Consider the following 3,559-nt stretch of genomic DNA (forward strand, 5'->3'; position numbering starts at 1 on the left):
CGGGCGTTCGGGCAGGGGCCGGCCGGGGGTGGCGGGCCCGTGGGTGCGGCTGGTTCTGCGGGTGCCTGCGCCCCGCCGGTGTACCCCGCTGCGGCCGTCGCGCCGGATGTGCGGCCGGCTGTGTATCCGTCGGCCGATCCGGGAACCGCGGTGCGCGGGGAGCGGGCCGCCCCGCCGCAGGAGGGACCGTCGGCCGGTCGGCCCTCGACGGGGTTCGCCCCGCCGGCGTAGGTGCCTTCGGGAGTCGCTGGTCAGTCGAGGACCGACGGTGGTGATTCGAGGTCCTCCAGTTCGATGCCGGGGGCCGCGAGGACCACGTCCCCGGCGAGGTGCACGGAGTGCTGCTCACCCGTGTCCAGGGCTGTGACCTGGTATTCGTCCACGGTCAGGGGGCCGTTGTCAGTGGCGTGTGCTTCTCTTTTCACCAGCGCCCAGGACTGGTCCAGGGTGCGCGGGGCGAGGACCGGGTCCGTGAAGGCGACGAGGCGTACGCGGGTGGCCGATGCCGAGGGGGTGAGGCGCAGGAGGCGGGCGGTGGCGACGAGAAAGGCGGGGGACGAGCCGGTGAAGGCGTGGGCGCGCACATTGCCTTCGGTGGCGTGGGTCCCGGTGGGGTCGGTGCGGACCCAGGTGACGCCGTCGAGGGCGGCGCCGCGGACCTGCCAGCTCGCGGCGTGGAGTTCGAGGCGGATGGGGCGGCCGAGTTCGTCGAGGGCGAGGTCGACCGAGCCCAGGTGATCGCCTGCGGGGGCGGTGAGCTGGGAGACGTAGCGCCAGCCGGAAGGGCCGGGGGCGCAGTGGAAGTGTTCTTCCGCGAGGGGGGTGTGATCGTGCGGATCGTGGAGCGAATAGCGGCCGCGGGGCATGGGGGTCCTGGGTCGTGACGGGCTGGGCCGGTCGCCGGTCCGCCAAAGGGGCAGGCCCCCGGCACGGGGGTGCGGGGGCCTGCCTCGGAGGACCTGCCGCCGGGGAGCGCGTCCGGTGCGCGGACGCGCTCGCCGCGGCGGGAGCGTGGGCTCAGTAGCGGTAGTGGTCCGACTTGAACGGGCCCTCGACCTGCACGCCGATGTACTCGGCCTGCTCCGGGCGGAGCGTGGTCAGCTTGACGCCGAGTGCGTCGAGGTGGAGGCGGGCGACCTTCTCGTCGAGGTGCTTGGGCAGCACGTAGACGCCGGTCGGGTACTCGTCGGGCTTGGTGAACAGCTCGATCTGGGCCAGCGTCTGGTCCGCGAAGGAGTTGGACATCACGAACGACGGGTGGCCGGTGGCGTTGCCCAGGTTCAGCAGGCGGCCCTCGGAGAGGACGATGATCTTCTTGCCGTCGGGGAAGGTCCAGGTGTGGACCTGCGGCTTGATCTCGTCCTTGACGATGCCGGGGACCTTGGCGAGGCCGGCCATGTCGATCTCGTTGTCGAAGTGGCCGATGTTGCCGACGATGGCCTGGTGCTTCATCTTGGCCATGTCGGCGGCCATGATGATGTCCTTGTTGCCGGTCGTGGTGACGAAGATGTCGGCCTTGTCGACGACCTCGTCGAGCGTCGTGACCTGGTAGCCGTCCATCGCGGCCTGCAGGGCGCAGATCGGGTCGATCTCGGTGACGATCACGCGGGCGCCCTGACCGCGCAGGGACTCCGCGCAGCCCTTGCCCACGTCGCCGTAGCCGAACACGACCGCGGTCTTGCCGCCGATCAGGGTGTCGGTGGCGCGGTTGATGCCGTCGACCAGGGAGTGGCGGCAGCCGTACTTGTTGTCGAACTTCGACTTGGTGACGGCGTCGTTGACGTTGATCGCCGGGAACAGGAGGGTGCCCTCGCGCTGCATCTCGTACAGGCGGTGGACGCCGGTCGTGGTCTCCTCGGTGACACCGCGGATCTCGGAGGCGAGCTGGGTCCACTTCTGCGGGCTCTCGCCCAGGGTGCGGTTGAGCAGCTCGAGGATGACGCGGTGCTCGTCGGACTCGGCGGTGTCGGGCGAGGGGGCCTTGCCGTCCTTCTCGTACTCGACGCCCTTGTGGACGAGGAGGGTGGCGTCACCGCCGTCGTCGAGGATCATGTTGGGGCCGCCGGTGGGGCTGTCCGGCCAGGTCAGCGCCTGCTCCGTGCACCACCAGTACTCCTCCAGGGTCTCGCCCTTCCAGGCGAAGACGGGGACGCCCTGCGGGTTGTCGGGCGTACCGTTCGGGCCGACGGCGATGGCGGCCGCGGCGTGGTCCTGGGTGGAGAAGATGTTGCAGGACGCCCAGCGGACCCGGGCGCCGAGGGCGACCAGGGTCTCGATGAGGACGGCGGTCTGCACGGTCATGTGCAGGGAGCCGGTGACGCGGGCGCCGGCCAGGGGCTGGGCGTCGGCGTACTCCTTGCGGATCGCCATCAGGCCGGGCATCTCGTGCTCGGCGAGGGTGATCTCCTTGCGGCCGAACTCGGCCAGGGAGAGGTCTGCGACCTTGAAGTCCTGTCGGTTGTCGACAGTCGTCATTGCGAGCTGCTCCTCGGGGTGTGGGTCGAGGTGGGTACGGCTGGTCTGCGCGGCGGCGGACACAGGGGTGCCCTGAGGAGGACACAGGCATGCCCGCGTGTGCGCAGCGCAGTCCGTCGGAGGCCCTCTCTCCCTCGGCCGGTCCGCGGTGGGACCGCCCGACCGCCATCAGCAGCGACGTCTGGCTCCGTCCCAAGCTACACCGCCGGGCCCGGCCGACCCCAGTCCGCCCGCGTACACATCAGGCCGATCTGGCGGGCGCCCCGCACCAGTCCCCCGGCGGCCGTCGCCGGGCGGGCCGCTAGCCTCACCCCGCGCGGGTGGTCCGTGCGGGGAGGGGTCCGGGCGTGGGCACGGGGCGGGGAATGCTGGTCACGGGGTGGGTGATGCTCGCGGCGGGACTGCTGTCGGTGGTGGCGTCCCTGGGGGCGCTGCGGCTGAACTACGGGATGGCCGATGTGCGGGGCGGGAGCATGGCGCCGACGTACCGGCTCGGTGACGACGTCTTCTACGCACGCGTGGACGGGGACGAGGTGCGGCGCGGCGACGTGGTGCTGTTCTCGGCGCCCGACCGCTATCCGGGAGGCGGCCTCGTCGTGCAGCGGGTCATCGGGGTGGGCGGTGACCGGATCGTGTGCTGCGGGGGCGAGGGGTCCGCGCGGCGGCTCACGGTGAACGGCAGGGCGTTCGAGGAGCCGTACGTCAAGGACGGGGACGCCAACGGCCCCTTTCCGCAGCGGTACGACGTCCGGGTGCCGCAGGGGCGGCTGTTCCTGCTGGGCGACCACCGTCTGAACTCGCGGGACTCCCGCTTCTTCGCCGACGACCACGGCGGCACGGTGCCCGTGGAGGCGGTGCGGGGCCGGGTGACGGAGGACCGCCTGGGTGTGGTGCTGCTCGCCGGGGCCACGCTGTTCGGGCTGCTGCTGGCGATCGCGGGCCTGATCTGTGCGCTCGCGGGGCGGACCAGGCGGCACCGGCCGGCGGAGTTCGACACGGAGCTGTGGCCCTCGCACTTCTGAGGCGCGGGGCCGCCCCGGACGACGGAGGGGCCCGCCACTGTGATGTGGCGGGCCCCCCCCTC

Annotated in this window: 3 protein-coding genes; 1 reads left to right on the forward strand and 2 read right to left on the reverse strand. The window is 72.1% G+C overall.

Annotated features, from left to right (window positions below):
- Positions 1-251: 251 nt before the first annotated feature.
- Positions 252-866, reverse strand: coding sequence for a hypothetical protein (locus tag B7767_RS25785; protein WP_085574286.1), 615 nt, complete (start codon positions 864-866; stop codon positions 252-254).
- Positions 867-1,017: 151 nt separating this feature from the next.
- Positions 1,018-2,475, reverse strand: a complete 1,458-nt coding sequence (gene ahcY, locus B7767_RS25790; protein WP_085574287.1) for an adenosylhomocysteinase — start codon at positions 2,473-2,475, stop codon at positions 1,018-1,020.
- Positions 2,476-2,822: 347 nt separating this feature from the next.
- On the opposite strand from ahcY, the gene lepB reads away from it, so the two are divergent.
- A complete protein-coding gene (gene lepB / locus B7767_RS25800) occupies positions 2,823-3,497 on the forward strand; it encodes a signal peptidase I (protein WP_256923572.1) in 675 nt (224 codons plus the stop codon).
- Positions 3,498-3,559: the final 62 nt, after the last annotated feature.

This window comes from Streptomyces sp. 13-12-16 (assembly GCF_002114215.1).
Classification (GTDB): domain Bacteria; phylum Actinomycetota; class Actinomycetes; order Streptomycetales; family Streptomycetaceae; genus Streptomyces.